Genomic DNA, 21078 nt, shown 5'->3' with positions numbered 1-21078 from the left:
TTTCCAATTCTAAACTCCCTTAATTCTCTAAATGGTTAATCAAATTTCCTTACCTATGATACTGAAAAACTTACCCTATTTTACCATTTAGGAAATTGAGTTCATTAAGTTTTTTTGAAAATATCATGTGGCAAAAAACCAAGCACATCGAACTGATTTCCAATTCTAAACTCCCTTAATTCTCTAAATGGTTAATCAAATTTCCTTACCTATGATACTGAAAAACTTACCCTTTTTTACCATTAAGGAAATTGAGTTCATTAAGTTTATTGGAAATCAATCTAGTGAAAAGTTGATTTCGCTTCAACAAAAAAGAGGCTGTCTCATAAGTACTGATTGTCACAATAAGCGTAGTTGAAATGTGGCCTTTTTTGCTGGAGATGGCCTTCGACTCCGCTCAGGCTGACACCGAGCAGCCTTTTGGGACAGCCTCTTCAAGTTCTTAATTCCCTTAATTCTCTCAATGGTTAAAAAATAATTCAATTCAGGTTAAAGCTTCTCCTCAATCTTTTCTGGGACAAATCCTAAAGTCAAACTCCCATCCGGATATGTTATCACCGGCCGCTTGATCATGCTTGAATTTTCAATTAAAACCGGAATGGCTGTTTCGGCTTTTTCCAAGGCAGATTTCTGGGAATCATCCATCTTTCTGTAAGTCGTCCCCTGTTTATTGACCAAAGTTTCCAGCGAAGTTTTAGCTAAAAATCCATTCAAAAGCTCCTGAGTGGGTTTTTGCTTCTTGTAATCGATGAATTCGTAAGAAACTCCCTTTGACTCCAGGAAGGCAAAGGCTTTCTTCATAGTGTTGCAATTTTTGATTCCGTAGACTTTGATTGACATCTTGTTTGGGTTTTAATTTTTTAAATGATCCTCTGACAAACATAGCCTCCAGAATTTTAATCCCCCAAATCATTCCAATTAATTAGCGTATTCCAAACTAATGGGGCGTCATGATGATTCAAGTATCGATGAAGTGGATCAAAAGTGAAGGCGATAATCCTTCCTTTGCCAACCGGCACATTGAAAATACTTCCCTGACCGATGATCGTCTGCTCATTCCTTACCATTCCCGAACGAACATAAGGTGGCTCTTTGCCAGCTTCCGCTTTCTCTTCTTTCTTCGATTCGGACTTCGCCATTCCCATGATCTCTCCGGTGTAAGGCTCCTCATCTTTCAGCGGTTTGGTACCATACTGAAGCAGCATCATATCTCTTTTTGCCAAATCAACCTGATAAAGCGGTCCATTTCCTCTGAAAATTGAAAAGGTCTCTGGGAATCCATACAACACGGGGTGATTCGATTTTTTGGCTTTTACCGTCACCACAGAACCCGGATGAAAAAGACCGGAAGCATTATAAGATTCTAGGTCTCGCGTGATTCCTGTTTCAGCCACCATGACGGTAGAATTATCCAAAGTAATCACCACACCACCTGCTTCGACAAACTTTTTGAGGTTTTCTATTCCAAGAAAACCTGGCCCTCCGGTGATATCATTACTGGAATCCGGGAATCCATGTGAAGGATATTGATCGGTTTTAGTATATGGCATTGGGCCAAATCGTGAATCTATCCCATGAATAAAATCAGAGGCAGTTCCCCGTGACCTTGGGATCAAAATCACATCAAACTTCGAGTTGAGATTCCCGGCTTTCAAATCATCCTTGTCAATTGAAGTATAAGGGATTCCTCGCTGCTCAAAAGTGTATCGGGACCAGCCTTCATCCTGGGTATAAAACCAAGTATGGTAAATGGCCACTCGGGGAAGCTGCACAAGATGTGTTTCATCAGAATCAGGAGCAGAAGAACTTCGAATCAAGTCGAGACCGAACTTTTTCCCTAATTCACCAGCTTGAGAGGCAGAAATTCCTTTGATCATCATCGAACCGACATTCAGCGTGTCTTGATCGATGAGAAATTCAGATTTGATCACTCGGATTTCTGCATTTTTCGACTGCTCCTTGATCCAGTATAAAGCCGGTAAGACTGTATTTTGAGCCTGATAGTGAATGAAATAGGAATTACCTGAACCTGAAATTTCTCCCTCATACTTCACATCTGATTCCACTTTTTTCAAAGAAGAAATTTCATATGCGATACTGTCTTTTTGCTCGACTTCTACTCCATATAGATAACTCAAAGTCCATGCAATGTCATCGTAAGGTGGGAATTTCGCATCTTTTGGGTACTTCTGCTCGGTCAGCAAAGTGACAGCAAGGTTTCTGTAAGGTTGGTCCAATAGGACTACATATTCCCCGGTTTCCGCCTGATAGACTTCAATAGCCTGAGCGCAAAGTTGATTAACTAGGTATGCGGCCATAGTCGGATCTTTTTGATCCACCGGAATCACGAAAACTTTAGGACTGTCTTCTTTTCCCTTACGGATGGAATTCACTCCTTTTTGGTAAAAATTTCGAAGGAGTTGCTCGCCATTTTGCGCAGCATAAGTCAAAGAAGCGAGTACGCCTGCCTGCATATAGTTCACATTGTTTCGGGCTGACCAATAAACACGCTCTGTGGGTGGATCAGGACGATACCATTCTCGTGTCGTAGCAGGATCACCGGCATATTTCTGATTGGAGAGGTCTCGCATATAGGTATTTGCTCCGGCGTTGCCGAAAGTCTCATAAAATCGTCCGTTGGAATTATGATTGTTTGCCACCCAAATTCCATATCCTGGCCACCAACCGTCATAGAAAGCCCAAGTAAACGCGCCCGGCATACCCTGAGCGGCCAAGGTGGTAATGTCATGATTTGCCATGACTTGCCATTCGCCGATCGTGACTGGATCTATTTGCTCATTATACGGACCAGTTCCTGTGGAAATATAAAGCAAAGGAACCGACTCATGAAGATCCAACATCACCGTCGGATGCCACTCGTAGAAGATGGAAAAAATTCCTTTTGTGATCGCCTGAGAGACCTGCAAACCGTCTCGATTGTTGTCGTGGAACACATATTTACCCCAATACGGTGCGGAGCGAGGATAGCCGCCATCCCATTGCGTTCTGGCTTTGGTGTAGCGATAGTACCAATCCACCAATTTATCTCTTCCGTCAGGTTCAGATACCGGATTGATGAGAACGATGACGTTGTCTCGGATTTGCTTGATGGATTTTTCTTCGCTTGTCACGAGCCGATAGGCCAATTCCATCAGCATTTCGGGCGATCCCATTTCGGTTGAGTGCATGCCTCCATTGAGATAGTAAACTGGTTTGGCAGACTCTAAAATTGACTCAGCCTGTTCAGCAGTAGTAATTCTAGGATCGGCTAGTCGATTTAGGTGACCTTTATAGGTATCAAGCTTTTCCATACTATCATCATTTCCGATAATCACGACATAGATTGGCCTACCCTCTTCTGTAGTTTCAACTTGTTTGATTTGGAGATTTGGTGATTTTTCCGCGAGAAGCTGATAGTATTCATAAATTTTGGTCGTGTTGTGCATCACGCCCGGCGAACCGATGATTTCACCAAAATGCTTAAGAGGAGAAGGAATAGTAGGATGATCTACTACATTCATCACCGATGCTGGCAAAAACCTAGAATCCGTGGTGTATTCCTTGATTTTGTTGTTGTAAACCGCATCGATCTTTTGGGCAAAAACGGAAGGGCTTAGCAGCAAACAGAAAATTACTCCTATTGAAAGTATTTTTTTCATAGCAAAAAGAGATTGGTGATGAATCGATGCAGAAGTTAGCAGAATTAGCTGGAACATGGAGTTCAGTTTATGTAAAAGCCTGCATTCTATGAATATCTAAAAAAAGTAAAGGCTGACATCGCTATCAGCCCTTTAGAATTAATTCTATGAAATCGAGCCTGCCTGAGGCAGACAGGCATGACTCTGAGCGACATACAGAGGAATGATTATAATCGATGTGAGATTCCACCTGCCCGCCGGCAGGCGGGTGTGGCCTTTGAAAATCAAGTTATAAACACATGAAATATGTGTATTCTACTCACGAGTAAATAACCATTGAAATTTTTTAATACCCTTGATTGTACCCTTCTTCGGTCGCCTGTACTGAGCGAAGTCGAAGTATCGGTCACCCGCCTTCCAGCGGTTTATTTAGAAATAAATCGGTTTGTGACAGAATCGCTAGTACTTAAATTACGACAAAACCTCCATCATACTTTCCTCGTGAGCTTGAAGGATTTTTCCGACAAGATCATCTGTCAAAGCCGTAGAAAGGAACAAGCTCTCATACTGAGATGGAGCCAAATAGATTCCCCGATGAAGCATCGCTTGGAAATATTTCCCAAATAATGCAGTATCCGATTTCTTGGCAGATTCAAAATCTGTCACGGATTTCTCTGTGAAAAACAAGGAATACATGCTTCCCAATTGATTAATGGTGAAGTCATGTCCGAGTCTAATATTGATCGATGCCATTCCAGAAGCGACTTGCATCCCGATTTCATTTAATCGGCTATAAACTTCAGGATGAGTATTTAAATAATTCAACATGGTCAGACCTGCTGCCATTGCTATTGGATTTCCGGAAAGAGTACCTGCCTGATACACAGGTCCTGCTGGGGACACGAACTCCATGATTTCTTTTTTCCCTCCATAAGCTCCCACTGGCATGCCTCCGCCGATGATTTTACCCAGAGTAGTCATATCCGGTGTCACCATAAAGAGCTCCTGAGCACCACCTTTCGCCAAGCGAAAACCTGTCATCACTTCGTCAAAAATCAACACGATTCCTTCTCGGGTACAAATTTCCCGAAGACCCACTAAATAACCTGGCAGCGGCAAAGTCAATCCCATATTTCCTGGAACTGGTTCCAAGATTAGTGCAGCAATCTCACCTCGATTTGCTTCTACCAATCTTTCAATCGCTTCCAAATCATTGTAAGGGGCCAAAAGTGTGTCTTTGGCAGTTCCTTGAGTAACTCCCGGTGAATCAGGATGTCCCATGGTAATTGCACCCGAACCTGCAGATATCAAAAATGAATCCCCATGACCATGGTAGTGACCTTCCATTTTAATGAATTTGTCACGACCGGTAAATCCACGGGCTACTCGAATAGCCGACATCGTAGCTTCAGTACCTGAATTGACCATTCGCACTTTTTCCACCGAAGGGACCATGTTTACTATCAGTTCGGCAATTTCCACTTCTCGGGCAGTTGGAGCTCCAAAGGAAGTTCCGTTTTCCATCGCTTTGATCACAGCTTCACGAATCATGGGGTGATTATGTCCAAGGATCATCGGACCCCAACTATTGATCAGCTCGATGTAGGAATTATCGTCTTCATCATAGATAAATGCTCCCTCAGCTCTTTTGATGAAAATCGGGTCTCCACCTACGGCACGAAAAGCACGAACGGGAGAATTGACTCCTCCCGGGATAAAGTTTTTTGCATGGGCAAATAGCCGCTTGCTTTCAGAAATTTGCATGATTTATTGTAAAGGAATCAGCTCACCTGCTTCCATTCTAAATACTGGAGTGTAGCTGTTATTGTTTGAATTTTGAAAATTGAATCCCCAAGTCAACTTGCCCGGCTGGAAAGATTTTTGATCCAAACTCCGTCTGATATTATAGTCCATGGTTGATTTGGAATTTGAGCCTATCCAGTGAACCAGTTCCAATCCTAAAATAGAGTTCATGCCAGGATATATATAGTATTGGCTGTAGAATTGTTTTCGGAATTCTTTCATCGCCTCAGAATCAAACTTGGGGGTATTATTTGCAATGAAATAGAAGTTTGGGAACTCCAACATCTCATAGTTTGCGAAATTGAACCCCAACCAAGAGTCCATCACCAACATTGGAACTGAAGTGCTGATACTTTCCATCAAGGAAAAAACTGACTGAGCGATGGCAGGATCATCTGAAAGCAAAATAACCTGATCAACTGCTGGATTATTTCCACGTCTTACACCTAATCCCTGAAGAAAAGTAGAGGCATTTCTAGAATCCAGTTTTTGAATTTTCACCACTTCAAAACCTTCCTTTACCAAATTTACCTGAAGCATTTGGCCCAAATTCTCATCTCTCGAACTACCACTGTATCCGATTGCGACACGTTTTCCCCATTTCTGAGATTTCAGACTCGAAATGATTCCAGTAGAAAGGGAAGTGACAGAAGGTCTGAAAAGATAACTGTATTTGAATTGCTCGAATCGGTCTCCCAAATTAGAAAGCGGATGGATAAAGGGAATCTGTTCCTTCTCGGCAAAAGCACTTATTACATCTGTTTCCTCCGGATAAATTGGTCCTATGATCACATCTGCGGTTGCAAAAGTCTGATCTTTTAGAAGGTTTTTAAGATGCTCGATATCTCTTTTCGAATCAAATGTCGTCAGATTTACCTTCTGTCCCTCTTTTTTCAATTGCTCAACTCCTATCTCAATTCCCTGATAAAGTTCAAACATGAAATCGTTATAGCCGATTCCGGAAACTGAGGAAGAACCAGAACTGGTAAAAGGCAATATCAAGACAATATCAAGAACATCATTTGAAATCGCCTTTTTCTTAGGAACCATGGTCCTTACTTGATTCAAAGCTTCGATCTCGCTGGCTGACATAATGGTTTGCTTTTGCAAGACAGTTGCCATAGCTGCCGCATAACCTTCATTGGTTTTGAACTCATTAAGATTTGCCACCAAAAAACTTGCGGTCGCCTTCTTTAAGTATTCAAAGGAAAGGTTGTAGGCCTGTTGAAGGATTCCGTCCTTCTTTATGGTTTTGATAACCTTCAGTGCCTCTAAATTTTGACTGTTACGGAAATAAGCGGTTGCCAATAAATACCTGGCTTCATCGGATTTATTCCAGTTCTTTCCATAAATCGGTTGTAAGGCAGTAATTGCCTGGGCAGGCTGATTGGCACCCAAAGCCGCTTCCGCCAAATGAAATGCTGCATAGTTTGCTAAATTCCCATACTTATCGGCATTGGTCAATTGTTTAAATCCATTCATTGCTTCCCAATAATCTTTGGATTGCAATGCTGTTTTAGCTTTTTGGTATTCGGGGGGAAGACCTTGACCATTTGAAAAATGAATGGTAAAAAATACAACTACTAGTAGAAATAGATTTCGCATAATTCCGGGGCTGACAGGAAGATTAAAGCAGGGTAAATTTAACTCATTATTTCCAAACCCAAAGTTTGGGCCACAAATGTAGCTTCGAATGAGGAAACCTTTTGAACGCCCAATAGGTCCTTAGCTTTATTTGCCAGTAAGATTGAAGCTGATCATCTTCAATTCAATATTGATAATAAAAAAAAAGCCTATGTCGCATATGACATAGGCTATACTAAAAATAAACCAAACAAACCCAACCTATTTATTCTGTATGCTGCATACTCCAGACAATGTTGCCAATACTCGTTTGAGGAATCCTGTCTCTTTTTTGACTATTTTGAAGAAAGTTGATTTTTCAGATCAGCCAGCCCCTCTGCCTAAAGCTTCCATTTGTAATTGGTCCGAAAAACCCTCTTCTACCCTTTCTTATGTCTTTTCTACTCGACACATATTAAATAACCTTTTGAATGTATGCTGGTAAGTATCTCAAAATCCGAGTTTCAATCTGCTCTTGAACTCCAACCTTTTTGCGAATAATGATGGGATAAAAATAATTTGAATTATACCCTAAAGTGTAGAGCTTGTTCCAATTTGTAAACGAATTGCAAAATGTACATCACACAAAAAACCAGGCAGCTAGGCCTGGTTTTTTTGACTCTTTTTCACATGATGATTCTTCTTATTCCCACTCAATCGTAGCAGGTGGCTTAGAAGAGATGTCATACACCACTCTGTTAACCCCTTTTACTCGATTGATGATTTCATTGGACATTTTGCCAAGAAACTCATACGGAAGATGTATCCAGTCGGCTGTCATTCCATCTACAGAACCAACAGCACGAAGGGCTACCACTTTCTCATAGGTTCGCTCATCCCCCATGACACCTACTGACTGGATCGGTAGCAAAATTGCCCCTGCCTGCCAAACCTGATCGTAAAGTCCATGATTTTTCAAACCCTGAATAAAAATATGATCTACCTCCTGAAGCGTTTTCACTTTTTCCTCAGTGATATCTCCTAGAATACGAATTCCCAATCCCGGTCCCGGGAAAGGATGACGGCCGATGATTGTCTCAACAATCTCCAATGCTCTACCAACTTCCCGCACTTCGTCTTTGAATAGCGTATTCAATGGCTCTACAACTGAAAGCTTCATAAAGTCAGGCAAGCCTCCCACATTATGGTGAGATTTGATCGTGGCGGATGGTCCTTTTACTGAAACAGACTCAATCACATCTGGATAAATCGTGCCTTGACCAAGCCATTTTACACCTTCGATTTTATGCGCTTCTTCATCAAAAACTTCAATGAAAGCACGCCCAATCGCTTTTCTTTTATCTTCTGGGTCTGTCAGACCAGCCAATGCGTCATAAAAACGCTTTTTCGAGTCCACTCCAATCACATTCAATCCCATGTGCTTGTATGAGTCCAATACTTCCTCAAATTCATTTTTGCGAAGCAGACCATTATCCACAAAAACGCATGTCAACTGATCACCAATCGCTCTATGAATCAAGGTCGCCGCTACAGAAGAATCAACCCCTCCTGAAAGTCCCATGACCACTTTATCCGTTCCGATTTTGGCTTTCAATGCCGCAATAGATGAATCTATAAAAATATCTGAAGTCCAATCCTGCGCACAGCCGCAGATTCCGACAACGAAATTTCTGAGAAGATTTTTGCCTTCTGTGGAGTGAGTTACTTCCGGATGAAACTGAATCCCATAGGTCTTTTCACCTTCTACTTTAAATGCCGCAACCTCCACTGAGGAAGTACTTGCAATAATTTCAAATCCTGTCGGAAGCTTTTTGATCGTATCGCCGTGGGACATCCAAACTTGGGAACCATGCGTCAATTCCTTCAACAGGTCATGATGCAAGTCGATGTGGTCCAGATTGGCCCGTCCATATTCACGAATAGTGGAGGGAAGCACCTCTCCACCGTATTTACTGGCTAAAAGTTGAGCTCCATAGCAAACACCCAAGAGTGGGAGCTTTCCCCGAAAGGCATCAATGTCCAAATCCGGAGAACCCGCATCGCGAACAGAACAGGGCGAACCGGAAAGAATGACGCCTTTGATGTCAGCGGTGATCTCAGGTACTTTGTTGTAAGGGTGGATTTCGCAATAAACGTTCAGTTCTCTTACTCTTCGGGCGATGAGTTGGGTGTACTGAGAACCAAAATCAAGGATGAGGATTTGTTCTGCCATGCGCAAAGGTAATCAGGCAAGGTCGCTTACTGAAATTCAGCAAAGAAAATTTGGAGCCCGAATAAAAATCAAGAACAAGTCAAAAACCAATTAATTGAATCATAGCCATTTAACAAGTTTTTAGTTAAAAGACATTAAGTTTTTTTTACCCTTAAAAAACTTTTAGGATGTTTGGGTAATCACAATTTAAACTCTTTCATCATGCAAACACTTCGATATACTCTTGCCCTTTTGCTTCTCACTTTTGTTAAAGTAGCCTCCTTTGCACAGGATGGGCCCAAATTACAGTATTCAATTGGAGCCGGTGCTTCTATTGATGGAAACAATTTGCTGTGGGGACTTAACTTTACCAATGAGCTTAATTATAAGCTGGGAAGAAGGACTTCTCTGAATACAGGGTTGACATTTTACCAATCAATTGGAAATCTTGAGGGGACGGAAGTATTTCCCGGTCAAAAAAGCAAAGAACAATCCTCAGGTATTTTTATTACTCCGATGTTGAAATATGACATCATACAGCGTCCATCCGGATTCAAATTAGCTTTTGCAATGGGGCCATCACTACAACTGGGTGGAGAGTCTTTTTTGTTCAATCCTAGCTTTTCCAATTCTGAACCTTCGACTACTTATGCTGTCAACAAATATCAGCGAATAGGAATTATGACTGAACTTGAAGCGGAGTGGAAAACAAAAAATCCTAACATCAGGAATGCAGCCAGTATTTCTGCCTATGGCACCGACCTCTATTTCCCTTGGTATATCAATGCGACTTACAAGATTCGGTTTGGTATTGGGAAGAATTAATGTAAAGAACCTTACTCCTTCAATTGGAAAGCACTTTGAGGATTTTCAATCAAAAGCTGATCCCAATCTGCCTGTGAAAATCCTTTCTCATTCAGTATTGGAATCAACTTTTCGAAGATATTGGTAAAAGGCTGAAAATCTCCTCCATTGGGTTTGGCAGGATCATACCAACCGGCATCGTGGGAGATCAAAATCTGATTTAAAAATCCCTTTTCCTTAGCAAATAGCAATCGCTTCACATAGGGATCAATTGCCCATCCTATCCCATCCAAACTGATCCAAACTCCCAATTTTGCGGCTTCTTCATAATTTGAGAAGTCTTTTTCAGCCTGTGCATGAACCCATACAAATTCGGATGGATCCACTCCCATTTCCTGAAGAATCCAAACTTCCTGAACTGCTGTCTTCCAAGTTCCGGTATGAGAAGCGATTGTTAATCCCGTTTTCTGATTAGTCAAACCCGCAGCTTTGACCAGTTTTTGATCAACTTCTGAAAGGGTGTCAGCTTCGTTCACCGAGATTTTAATGAAACCGGGTTTGATTCCAGTTCCTTCGAATCCATTTTCGAATTCATCAATCCATCGAGAGGAAAGATCTTCAGCAGATTCTGAATAAGCATGTTCTGGTAAATACTTGCCTCCCACAGCTCCGTAATAGCCCGTGTTTGTCAGAATTTGAATCCCTGATTTCTCACTGAGTTCTTTTAACAGAAGTACGTCCTTGGCCAAAAAGGAAGGTGTGCAATCCAGGATGGTCTTAACTCCGTGTTTTTTTACTTCAAGTAGAAAAGGCAAAACCTTGGCGACAACCGAATCACGATTCCATCGATCTGAGTTTATCGAATCTGCCCCGATAAAATCCACCAGCATGTGTTCGTGAATCAAAGTCAAACCAATGGAATCGATTGAGATCGGACCGGTTACTGTATTAAGATAATCGTCAATATTATTTGAAGGAGGATTTTGACAGGAAGCTAAAAGGATGCTTAGAAGAATGGAAATCAATAACTTGGGCATAAATAGTGAATTTGAATCTAGACCCAAGGTATCGGTGGATCATCAATTTTTCAATTTTTCAATCTTCCAATTTTTCAATCCTGCCTAAAATCCCTTATTCAACCTCCTCTACACCAAAAAGTGTCTGCAATTCTACAGCAGCTATCCCTTTTTCCTCCTGCAGAAATTTCCCGAAGGCAGCCGTATTCCCATGAGTCAGGTACACCTTCTCGGCTTCTGTCGCTTCGATTGCCTGAATCAGCCCTTCCCAATCTGCATGATCAGAAAGCACAAATCCCCGATCCGCAGCTCTTCTCCTTCTAGTACCTCGAACACTCATCCATCCGGAACAAATCCCGGTACGATAAGGACCAAATCGCTTCATCCATGGAGTACCCATCGCTGATGGAGGTGCAATAATTAAGGAACCTTTGAAAGTTGACTTGGGCATCTCCTGAGTAACTCTAGGCACATCCCAAAGGTCAATCCCATTGGCAATCAAGGCCTGATTGGTGTTCCAGACTGCGCCATGGACGAAAACTTCTCCAATACTCTGATCCAGGTTTTGAAGGATTCGCTGAGCTTTCCCGAGGGAATAGGCAAAAAGTACTGAATTTCTTCCTTCAGCAGTATTTTCTTTCCACCAAGAATTTACCTGATTGAAAATTTCTACCTGTGTTTCCCACTTGTAAATCGGCAGGCCAAAGGTACACTCCGAAACAAACTCGTGACATTTTATAGGTTCGAAAGGCGTACAAAGTCCGTCATTTTCTACTTTATAATCTCCGCTGACTACTGCCACTTGACCTTTATATTCTAGGCGAATCTGAGAAGAACCCGGGATATGTCCAGCGGGATGGAGTGAAATCTGGACTCCATTTATATTTATCGCTTGACCATAATCCATGGTTTCCAAACTTATATCTGAACCAAGTCTAAATTTCATCACTTCGGCAGAATGATGATGCGCCAGATAGTGCTTCATGCCCCATCGGGAATGATCTGAATGTGCATGCGTGATCACTGCCAAATCCACAGGCTTCCAGGGATCAATGAAAATCCCAGCGGGTGGACAAAAAAGCCCTGAATCTGTGAGTTCGAGGAGGTTCAATAGAATATATGACGGGTTTTTATTTACGAATTATAATTTCAGCGGAGTTCATAGAAATATAGGGTTTGGACGTCACGTTCTTCCGCATCTGGATCTTCCCCAAGTTTAGCATTGACAGAATAAATGAGATCATTTTTGACTTCTAACTTAATTTGCCATTCTCCTTCCCAAAGCTTCTCTTTACCCTTAAAAATTTGATAAACAGGAGTTTTATATTTTTTCACGAGTAGATTATATTTTTCATCCCCTACAACTCTCCGATCCAAAGCATCAACTTCTTCATCGGGAGCTCCTTTTACATACCATGTAAGCAGATAATCATTAGAAAACACGAATTTTTCATAACGTGATCCTTTTAATTCTTCAAAAAAACGACCAAAATTCTCCCCTTTTGGACTAGGTTTGACTTCTTTAAATTCCTTACCAGGATCCAAGAAAATCGAATCCAATAATTCTAACTCAGGAAAACTGTAGGAATAAATGATCGGAGTAAATAAAAATTGCAAAAAGAGTTTGTTGCCCTTTATTAACGAGTTAGGATCATAAGAAAAATAAACACCAGGTGTTTGAATGTAATTAACGGATCTTGGTATTTGGGATGAAAACAAGACTTCACCATCGTGGTCGCTGACTTTTAAAAAATCATATTCATCCATTTTCATTTCATCATTCTTTTGAATTTGATCTATATCAGCTTCTAAAAAGCCGAATTTAAATTGACGTTTTTCGTCCAAAACAAAACCAGGAGTATCACCCATTATTGTACTAAGGATCTGTACTTTGGATGGTTTGGAATCAATTAGATTGAATTCCCTATCATAAATAAAGCTGCCAGTATAAGTTTCAACTAAGATGCGGTTATTGTCAACAAACCTAACTGTTGAAAAATAACTAGGTTTATAACTATTTGGGCCTTCCACCGCACGATTAGCAACAGTCAAAATCTCACCTGTATTTTTCGTAAGAATGAGCTCTTTGCTTTTAAAATCAAAAAACAGGAAAAGTTGGCGATCTTTTGTGTAATCTAATAATGAAGGGACTACCAATCGGTCAATCACTAAACTATCCACAATAACCAACTCAGGAACGTAATCAGATACAGTTTTTCCTTCCTTGTTTTCGGAACCACATGAAACAATGATAAGTGATGTTATGGCAAAAAGGAGCTTTTTCATTTTTACTAATTTTTTCAGTTTGCCTAAAATTAAAAAATTAATCTAAATTCTAAAAAAAACTTTATCTAGATCTCCTCGATTGCTTTATCGGGTTTGGCATAGCTCAATCTACTCAGTTTTTGACCCACATGATATTCGTCCAATCCTGAGACGGTAACTGTGTCCAACAAGTTCAAATCGAGCGAACCATCTTTTCTCAACCCTTTTTCATCGATATAGATCGAATCAATATTTCCTATCATCAGGATGGTTTGATTCACCTTTAGTGTTTGTGTTTCTACCAAAGAGCAGGCAAGTTTGACCGGACTGTTTTTTACAAAAGGAGCAAAAAAACCATTCAGATGTTCTGATTCAATCCCTGTGGCTTCAAATTCCGAACCTTCCCAATTGGCAGAAGTCCAATGGGCTTCTTTGTAAAATTCAGAGGTAACATTATTCAAAGTAAAAAATCCAGAGTCCAAGATATTATCTAAAGTATGTCTTACGACCGTATTTGGCCTAAAAAGTATTCCTACAGTAGGTGGATTGGCTCCAATATGAAAAACTTGTGAAAAAAGAGCCAGATTAGTAATCCCCTGCAAACTTTGTGTTCCTATCAGGTTGAGGCTTTTATATCCTGAAAGGCAATTGATCAGATTCCTTCGATAAAAGGAATCCGAAGCCATGATTTCCTCCGAAACAAAATGTCTAATCATAACTTAATTGCTTCTTCGATAGAGTCGCAATATTGGATGTCCAATTGATCAATGATATTGTCCGGATAGGTTTCCAAAATCTGCTGCTTGGCGATCTGCACCATTTTCTCAAACCATTTCTCCGCAGGCAGTATTTTTCTGTGAGTTTTCAAACCAAACCCAAGCATGTCTTTTTTCCAATGAATAAAATACCATTCCATAGTAGGCTGATGAAAAGCCCGAAGAGATCTTTTATCGAAAATAAATTTTTCAAAGTCCCCCGCTTTCACAATTTTCCCGACCTGTGCGAATGCCTCCTTGAAGTCATCAATAGGAATGTAATCGGCTAGCAATTCACAGATTATTATTTTTTTATCAGCATTGGCCAAGACTCTCGCATATCTGTCTTCAAATGCTAATTCAAAGTCTTGAATTTCGGAGGGGTTCAAAGTTTGATTCATAACTAGTGGAGGTTGGACTTAGTAAACGGAATTTTTACGCTGAGTGGTCACGTGTGCAACCTCTTCTTTGAACTCAGACAATCGTTGCTCTAGAACGGAGGCGTATTCAAGCGTGGTACGCATCATGTCCTGCTGAGATTGAATTTGCTCTTTCAATCGAAAAAGCTCTCGATTGACATCAGACAATTTTTCTTCGTAATGTTGTTTGAGCCGCTCTTTTTCAAGTTGGGCTTTCCTCAATTCTTCCTTGAACAGCAGGAATGATTCAGGTGGAGTCTTCATAATCACAGCACTTTCTTCTCGGGACCGTACCCGATGGTAAGACAATATGAACTGATAAAATGTTTAAGTTTTACTTCAAATTTGACATTCCGCCGTCAATGTGAAGAATTTGGCCTGTCATCCAGGAGGATTTCTCTGAAAGCAAAAAAACTGTCGCTTCAGCAATGTCTTCTGAATTCCCGATTCTACCCAGAGGATGCCGCTTGTCAGATGCTTCTTTTTTCTCCGGAGTCGAAAGTAAGGCTCCTGCTAAAGGTGTCTCTGTCAAAGAAGGCGCAATGGCATTGACCCGGATTTTATTTGGTGCCCATTCGGCAGCTAGTGAACGTGTCAAACCTTCCACTGCACCTTTGGCAGAGGCAATGCCCGCATGGAAACCCATCCCTGTCTTCACCGCGACAGTGCTGTATAAAACGACTGAGGGATTTGAAGATTTTTTCAGTCCTTTGAGGCATGCTTGCAAAACTCTGACAGCACCAAAAAAATTGATATCCATTTCATTCTGAAAATCAGAAATCGAAATTCGGTGAAAAGGTTTCAGGTTGATTGTGCCTGGGCAATAGACGACTCCGTCAATCACTTCGGGTAATCCGGGGATCTCGGAAAAATCCACGCTCGTGTCGAGTGGAGTCGTTTCATTTCCACTCTTAGAATATAAAAAAAGATTGGCATCGGCTTCACGAAGCAACGTTGCTGTAGCCTGTCCGATACCGGAGTTACCTCCTATGATTACAATATTTTTGTTCTGCATATATGTTAAATTCTTTTTCTAGAATCGAGTTGAGATAGATAATGTTTATTAAAGCGAAAAAAAAACCGAGCAATGAGCCCGGTTTCGAAATTATGTTTTTTGAAGCATTTACTTTTCTAAGCTGATATATTTCAAAAATTCGTTTCTCGATTGTTCATCTGTCTCGAATTTGCCAGAGTAGAATGACGTCACGGTCGAACTATTGGTGTCCTTTACTCCTCTTGAACTCACACACATGTGGTAGGCATCCATCACAACAGCTACATCATCAGTACCTAAAGCCTCTTTCAATTCATTTCCAATTTGCATGGTCAATCGCTCCTGCACTTGTGGCCTCTGCGAATAATATTGAACGATTCGGTTGATTTTGGATAGACCGATCACATCACCATTCGAAATGTAGGCCACATGCGCTTTACCATAGATGGGTACAAAATGGTGCTCACAATGAGAATGGAATGTGATATCCTTCTCAACAAGCATTTGATTGTACTTGTACTTATTCTCAAATAGCTTGGCTACCGGCTTGTTCTTGGGATTAAGACCGCTGAAAACCTCCTTCACGTACATTTTGGCAACTCTGTGAGGAGTACCTTTCAAGCTGTCGTCGGTGAGATCCAAACCCATGATGTGCATGATTTCTCTGAAATGCTTCTCGATTAATTCGACCTTGAGGTCATCATCTATTTCAAAGGCATCTTCTCTTAATGGAGTCTCAAGGGAAGTTCCGACATGTTCTTCCCCAATATCCTCGAAGGAAGCTCGGGAAAGATTAATTCCCATCGTACTCAACAAAGTTTCTTTCTGTTTCATATAGACGAATTGTCAATTCGAATTTCCGATCAATTTTCTCCCTCAAAATATTCCAAATAACCACTGCAATGTTTTCAGCAGATGGATTGAGATCTTTGAATTCATCGGTATCCAGGTTTAAATTTTTATGGTCAAACTTATTTAAAACATATTCCTTAATCAGATCACTTAAGATCTTCATATCATAAACATATCCTGTCGCAGGATCAATTTCACCTTTTAATTGCACAATCAAATCATAGTTGTGCCCATGGTAGTTGTAATTATTACATTTTCCAAATACAGCTTCGTTTTGGGATTCAGACCATTGGGTGTTGTTTAGACGATGGGCTGCGTTGAAATGTTCTTTGCGATAAACGGATACTTTCATTGGATTAAGGAACAGCAGTTAGTGTTTTTTTGTTTAATATATTATATTTTTTATTAAACAAATCTTTCAAATAACTGCTAGTCAATTTATTAATTTTGGACTATGAAAATAATGAATTGAAAAAGGTCACCAAAACCATCAGTTTATTGACCTTCCACAAAACCTTCCAGAAGACAAAGAAGGTTCCATTTGTTGATTTTGCCAAAAAGTGATTAATGTCAATCCCCTTATTTTGTGGCAATGTTTTTGACTCTGAGTTCAATACGTTACATTTGAAAATCACCTCACCAGTTCCTTCAGCTTTATGATTATCACAGGAATTTTAATTTCCTTGGTTTGGAATTTGACTTTTTCGGATCCAAACCTTGGAAATATCCCGCTTTTGACTCCACTTGAAAGCACCAATTCTTCAGAATCAATACTCCAATCATTGGGAGCGAAATATCAAAAAACCCCAAACTATGAGGCGCTTAATTATGCACTTGAAGGCTGGGAAAAGTTAAGTAAAGACCTCAAAAAGCCCTTATTGACAGTTATTGATTTCACGCTACCATCGACAGAAAAGCGCCTGTGGGTCATCGATGTAGAGAAAAGAGAGATCCTGCTCAATTCAGTAGTCGCTCATGGCAGAAACACAGGCGAACTCATGGCGACGAATTTTTCCAACACGCATGAATCCTTTCAAAGCAGCTTGGGTTTCTATAAAACTGCTGAAACATATCAGGGTAAGCATGGCTACTCTCTTCGCCTTGACGGATTAGAAAAGGGTTTCAATGACCAAGCCAGAGCTCGTGCAATTGTAATCCACGGAGCTGATTATGCAAGAGAGGAATTTGCGAAAACCACCGGCAGACTGGGCAGAAGCCTAGGTTGCCCTGCTCTCCCTCCTGAGCTATCCGCCAAAGTTATCGACTTGATCAAAGACGGTAGCCTACTTTTCATCTATGGAAACGACAACAAGTACTTAAGTCAATCAGTACTGGTACAACCCTAATTATTTTTTGAGTAGCGTCAGAATCTCCTCGTCCCGGTTGTAAATATCTTGGCGAAAGTTAGCCTGACCTCTGGAATCTGCCCAAAAAGTCAAATACACCAATACCACAGGAATCTTCCTGTTGAGATTCACGATCAGTTCAGTCTTTCGATTCATGGCTTCCCGAATTCGCTCTTCGGACCATCCCGGCATATCACTCAATAGGATTTTTGCGAATTCAGCTGGATTCTGAAGCCTGATGCATCCATGACTCAGCGCTCGATCCTCTCGCTCAAACAGTGACCTCGAAGGCGTATCGTGGATATAAACACTATATTTATTAGGAAACATGAATTTCACAAGCCCTAAAGAATTACTTCCTCCGGGTCTTTGTCTGATCATATACGGAAATGTTTTTGCAGACCAGTTAATTGAGCTCGGATCCACAGGTTGACCCGAAAAAGTTACCACTTCCATGTTTTTCTGACTCAGGTAATTTGGGTTTTTACGGATGGCAGGAATGATTTCATTCCGAGCTATGGAGGCAGGAATATTCCAGAAAGGACTGAAAACAATGTAACTCATTGGGGCCGAAAATATTGGAGTAGCATGGTATCGAAGACCAACAATCACTTTGGAGGAAAAAATTGTATCCATTTTGTTAATGTAATCCAGTCGAAAGTTGGCAATGTTGACTAAAATGATTTCAGCCTCCTTTACAGTGTCAGGCAGCCATCTCAATCGCTCCATATTTACCGCAGCTCTATTGATAAGGTCGGATGGAGAATTATTAATTCCAGCTAATGAATTTTTACCTATTGCTCCATCGGGCTGCATTCCATTTTTCATTTGGAATTCTTGAACACCTTTAAATAGGGAAGAATCATACACTTTGGGTTCTTCCGATTCATATTGCCCCATGTATCCCCAGAATTGGAGTCGCTGCCGAATGACAGGAATTGAATTATTACTTTCCCCAACTTTAATTGTTTTATCTATTTTAACAGGCTTCCAATTCAGGGAATCTGACTTGCTTTTTTCATCCAGCGCACGAATCACCTCACGGCCTCGTTTATAAATGGTGAATTTAGGATAGAGTTTTTCGAGATTTCTTCTGACCTCACCTTCCACTAGTGCCTCAGCAAGCAGCTCGCTATAATTTATCTTTTGTGGCTTAGGTGATATTCCCCAAGTGGATTTGAGAAGAGAGGGATCCACTTTGCCCCGATCTAAATGAGCTGAAAGTTGAAAAAAAGCATCGCTCAAAAAAAGTTCAAGATCTACAAGCTCCCCTTGATCATTAGGCAGCTTGTTTTTTTTATTGGATTCAAACGTTTCAAAAAATGCATCAATTATAGCTAGATGATAATCCAGGGGATTTAATCCATCGAATTTGGATTGTCTAATTTCGAACCTCAATTCGTACGCTAATTCAGTTAAAAATCCATCAGAGGACCAAGCCTCTTCAAAGGCCCGATTTGAGTAAAATGAATAAATTTCATCAGAAGAAGTAAGTTTCTGATTCCGGATATTTAAGGGGAACCCAGGCTGGACATTCTCAAGTTTGAGGCGTATTTGGTCCTGAATCGTAGTTTGAATAACAGCACTATTTGCCCGAAGAAAAATGGGTGAAAACACCAAAAAAAACGCAAAAGTGATTATTCGATACATAAATCCAGTCATGCAGTAAGATACTGCAAAACTAGATTTAAATCTCAAATAACCACTTCATTCTGATTCAGTGAATTGGACACTTACTGTGTTCTACTTGCCTTCAATTTTGCTAATACTTCCTGATCACGATTGTAAATATCCGATCTGAAATTTGGGACTCCATCAGAATCCGCCCAGAATGTCAGATAAAATATAACTACAGGTATATGTTTCTTCAGTTGAACGATTTGTTCTTTTTCCTGATGCATAGCCAAGTCAATTTTTTCAGCAGTCCAAGAAGGGTCGTCTTGTAGTAAAAGCGCAGCAAATTTTGCAGGATCCTGAATTCGGATACAGCCATGACTCAAAGCTCTATTTTCTCGGTTGAACAAACTTCGAGCAGGGGTGTCGTGAATGTAAATGCTATGCTCGTTAGGGAACATAAACTTCACTAGCCCTAGCGAATTGGACGCTCCTGGTTTTTGTCGGATCAAGTACGGGAATGGTTCTGTAGTCCAATCTTTGGGCTTTACATTTACAGGTTGTCCGGAGGAAGTAATTACCTCCATGTTCTTTTGATCCAAATATTTCGGGTTTTTCCGCATTGCTGGAGCGATTTCATCTTTAACAATAGATGTAGGGATATTCCAATAAGGGCTAAATGCGATGTATGTCATCGGTGCACTGAATACCGGTGAAGCATTGTATTCCTCTCCCACAATCACCTTAGCAGTAAGGACTGTATCAAGCTTTACAAGGTAGTCCAATTGATAATTTGCTACGTTGACCAGAATCAATTCGGTATCTCTCAGTGTATCGGACAGCCACCTCATACGCTCCATATTGACTGCTGCGATATCCATCAATTTTGCAGGAGAATTATTAAGACTTTCCGCTGTCAAATTCCCAATGGCTCCATCCGGCTCCATTCCATTATAGCTTTGATACTTTTTCAAGCCTTCCTCCATTAGGGAATCAAAAACCAACTCGTTTTTGAATTCATAAGGTTGTAGGAAGTCCCAAAAAATCAATCTGTTACGTAATTGGGGAATCGCATCATTGGTGTCACCGACCTTTAAAGACTTTGGTAAATTCACTGGCTTCCAAGCCAAGGTATCTGTTTTTTGCTTTTCGGCCAGATCGCGAATAACCTCTCTTCCCTTTCTATAGATTTTAAATTCAGGATAGAGGCTTTCCAGCCCTTCTTTTATTGATCCTTTGCGGATCGATTCATTCAAAAGCTCATGATAATTTACACTTGGGGTGTTTACCCCAAGATCCCAAGCGGATTTAAGGGTGCTAGGATCTACCTTCCCGATTTCCAAATCCTTGGCAAGAGAGAAAAAGGCATCCGTTAGCAACAGATCCAAATCCGCCAATTCGGCAAAAGGTTTAGTCTTAAGGTTTCCTGTTTGGTCAGAAATCGCTTGAAACAACAATTCGATTTCAGCGGCATGATAATCTTCAGGGTTGAGCCCATCATACTTAGATTCTCCGATTTCGAACCTTAGTTCTTCACCAAGTTTGGTCAGTTTGCCGTTTTGTGACCAGGCCTCTGCAAACTCTCTTTCAGCATAGAAAGCCCGAAGGGTCCCACTGGATGTAAGTAGCTTTTGACCTATTTTCAGCTGGACTTCGGAGGTTTCACTTGCGAGTCTGCCTTGTAATTCTTCTGTTAAATCTGACTTTTTATTAAAAAGGGTGAACCAAAGTACACCCAAAATCACAATCACTCCTAAGCCAATGGCTACTACTTTCTTCATATTTAATTTGATGGTT

Annotated in this window: 18 protein-coding genes; 2 read left to right on the top strand and 16 right to left on the bottom strand. The window is 40.7% G+C overall.

Annotated features, from left to right (window positions below; all coding sequences use genetic code 11):
• Window positions 1-489: 489 nt before the first annotated feature.
• From ACK4HU_RS08290 to guaA, 5 genes are all read right to left on the bottom strand, one after another.
• Window positions 490-840, bottom strand: a complete 351-nt coding sequence (locus tag ACK4HU_RS08290) for a Spx/MgsR family RNA polymerase-binding regulatory protein (protein WP_409805393.1) — start codon at window positions 838-840, stop codon at window positions 490-492.
• Window positions 841-896: 56 nt separating this feature from the next.
• Window positions 897-3659 carry a M14 family zinc carboxypeptidase gene (locus tag ACK4HU_RS08285; protein WP_409805390.1) on the bottom strand — a complete coding sequence of 921 codons (2763 nt, stop codon included), beginning with the start codon at window positions 3657-3659 and terminating at the stop codon, window positions 897-899.
• Window positions 3660-4109: 450 nt separating this feature from the next.
• Entirely contained in the window at window positions 4110-5402 is a 1293-nt protein-coding gene (gene hemL / locus ACK4HU_RS08280) for a glutamate-1-semialdehyde 2,1-aminomutase (RefSeq protein WP_409805387.1), read from the bottom strand.
• A 3-nt stretch (window positions 5403-5405) separates the two neighbouring features.
• Window positions 5406-7046 carry an amino acid ABC transporter substrate-binding protein gene (locus tag ACK4HU_RS08275; protein WP_409805385.1) on the bottom strand — a complete coding sequence of 547 codons (1641 nt, stop codon included), beginning with the start codon at window positions 7044-7046 and terminating at the stop codon, window positions 5406-5408.
• Between the two features lie 661 nt (window positions 7047-7707).
• Entirely contained in the window at window positions 7708-9237 is a 1530-nt protein-coding gene (gene guaA, locus ACK4HU_RS08270) for a glutamine-hydrolyzing GMP synthase (protein WP_409805382.1), read from the bottom strand.
• Between the two features lie 201 nt (window positions 9238-9438).
• Here guaA and ACK4HU_RS08265 point away from each other — a divergent pair, with 201 nt between their 5' ends.
• Complete coding sequence (locus ACK4HU_RS08265; protein WP_409805379.1) at window positions 9439-10041, top strand: hypothetical protein; 603 nt, start codon at window positions 9439-9441, stop codon at window positions 10039-10041.
• An 11-nt stretch (window positions 10042-10052) separates the two neighbouring features.
• Here the strand turns inward: ACK4HU_RS08265 and ACK4HU_RS08260 are convergent, their stop codons facing one another.
• The 9 genes from ACK4HU_RS08260 to ACK4HU_RS08220 form a co-directional block, all read right to left on the bottom strand.
• Window positions 10053-11057, bottom strand: coding sequence for a phosphotriesterase (locus tag ACK4HU_RS08260; protein WP_409805377.1), 1005 nt, complete (start codon window positions 11055-11057; stop codon window positions 10053-10055).
• 94 nt (window positions 11058-11151) lie between these two features.
• A complete protein-coding gene (locus ACK4HU_RS08255; protein WP_409805374.1) occupies window positions 11152-12147 on the bottom strand; it encodes a ligase-associated DNA damage response exonuclease in 996 nt (331 codons plus the stop codon).
• A gap of 38 nt (window positions 12148-12185) precedes the next feature.
• The gene (locus ACK4HU_RS08250; protein WP_409805371.1) at window positions 12186-13322 is read right to left on the bottom strand and encodes a hypothetical protein; all 1137 of its coding nucleotides are present in this window, start codon (window positions 13320-13322) and stop codon (window positions 12186-12188) included.
• Between the two features lie 65 nt (window positions 13323-13387).
• Window positions 13388-14017: a flavin reductase family protein gene (locus ACK4HU_RS08245; RefSeq protein ID WP_409805368.1), complete on the bottom strand. Its 630-nt coding sequence runs from the start codon at window positions 14015-14017 to the stop codon at window positions 13388-13390.
• Window positions 14014-14457, bottom strand: a complete 444-nt coding sequence (locus ACK4HU_RS08240) for a hypothetical protein (protein WP_409805365.1) — start codon at window positions 14455-14457, stop codon at window positions 14014-14016. Before ACK4HU_RS08240 ends, ACK4HU_RS08245 begins: the two co-directional genes overlap by 4 nt.
• Window positions 14458-14475: 18 nt before the next feature.
• The gene (locus ACK4HU_RS08235) at window positions 14476-14739 is read right to left on the bottom strand and encodes a hypothetical protein (RefSeq protein WP_103924813.1); all 264 of its coding nucleotides are present in this window, start codon (window positions 14737-14739) and stop codon (window positions 14476-14478) included.
• Window positions 14740-14809: 70 nt separating this feature from the next.
• On the bottom strand, window positions 14810-15490 hold the full coding sequence (locus tag ACK4HU_RS08230; RefSeq protein WP_409805360.1) for an SDR family NAD(P)-dependent oxidoreductase: 681 nt from the start codon (window positions 15488-15490) through the stop codon (window positions 14810-14812).
• 108 nt (window positions 15491-15598) lie between these two features.
• Complete coding sequence (gene folE, locus ACK4HU_RS08225; RefSeq protein ID WP_409805358.1) at window positions 15599-16303, bottom strand: GTP cyclohydrolase I FolE; 705 nt, start codon at window positions 16301-16303, stop codon at window positions 15599-15601.
• The gene (locus ACK4HU_RS08220; protein ID WP_409805356.1) at window positions 16263-16673 is read right to left on the bottom strand and encodes a 6-pyruvoyl trahydropterin synthase family protein; all 411 of its coding nucleotides are present in this window, start codon (window positions 16671-16673) and stop codon (window positions 16263-16265) included. The genes folE and ACK4HU_RS08220 overlap by 41 nt, the downstream gene beginning before the upstream one ends.
• Before the next feature lie 304 nt (window positions 16674-16977).
• On the opposite strand from ACK4HU_RS08220, the gene ACK4HU_RS08215 reads away from it, so the two are divergent.
• Window positions 16978-17667 (top strand): murein L,D-transpeptidase catalytic domain family protein, encoded by a 690-nt coding sequence (locus tag ACK4HU_RS08215; protein ID WP_409805354.1) that lies wholly within the window; start codon window positions 16978-16980, stop codon window positions 17665-17667.
• Here the strand turns inward: ACK4HU_RS08215 and ACK4HU_RS08210 are convergent, their stop codons facing one another.
• Both ACK4HU_RS08210 and ACK4HU_RS08205 read right to left on the bottom strand, forming a co-directional pair.
• Window positions 17668-19317: a murein L,D-transpeptidase gene (locus ACK4HU_RS08210; protein WP_409805351.1), complete on the bottom strand. Its 1650-nt coding sequence runs from the start codon at window positions 19315-19317 to the stop codon at window positions 17668-17670.
• Between the two features lie 83 nt (window positions 19318-19400).
• Entirely contained in the window at window positions 19401-21062 is a 1662-nt protein-coding gene (locus tag ACK4HU_RS08205) for a murein L,D-transpeptidase (protein ID WP_409805348.1), read from the bottom strand.
• Between the last annotated feature and the right edge of the window lie 16 nt (window positions 21063-21078).

Origin of the sequence: Algoriphagus sp., from assembly GCF_046296635.1 — a bacterium.
Lineage (GTDB): Bacteria > Bacteroidota > Bacteroidia > Cytophagales > Cyclobacteriaceae > Algoriphagus.
This window is presented reverse-complemented; position numbering and strand designations above follow the sequence as displayed.